The organism is Paraburkholderia phymatum, from assembly GCF_040965635.1.
Classification (GTDB): domain Bacteria; phylum Pseudomonadota; class Gammaproteobacteria; order Burkholderiales; family Burkholderiaceae; genus Paraburkholderia; species Paraburkholderia phymatum_B.
Window position 1 is genome coordinate 1 of the sequence record NZ_JBFRCH010000169.1, and the last position, 255, is coordinate 255.

A 255-nucleotide genomic window follows, 5' to 3' on the forward strand; every position below is an offset into this window, starting at 1 on the left:
AGAACGGCAGGTCCGGCGCACCGATGTCCGCTACGGCCATGACCTGTTCGCAGGAAAGCTCGGGCGGGCGCGCCTCGTCGGCGAGCCGCGGCCCGAAGCGTAGCGCGAGCTCGCCGCGAAAGCCGATTCGGCGAGGCGCGTTCGTATGTCCCTTGAAGACCGCGTTGAGGAGTCGGCCCTGGTGTTGCAGACGGGTCAACGGGGTTTCATCGAGTTCATGGTGGCTGATCGTGTCCGTCATTAGTAGTCCTCTTT

1 pseudogene is annotated in these 255 nt (G+C 64.3%); it reads right to left on the reverse strand.

The features are described from left to right. Nucleotides 1-241 (reverse strand): annotated as a pseudogene (locus AB4Y32_RS40645) (hypothetical protein); the annotation flags it as partial. Between the last annotated feature and the right edge of the window lie 14 nt (nucleotides 242-255).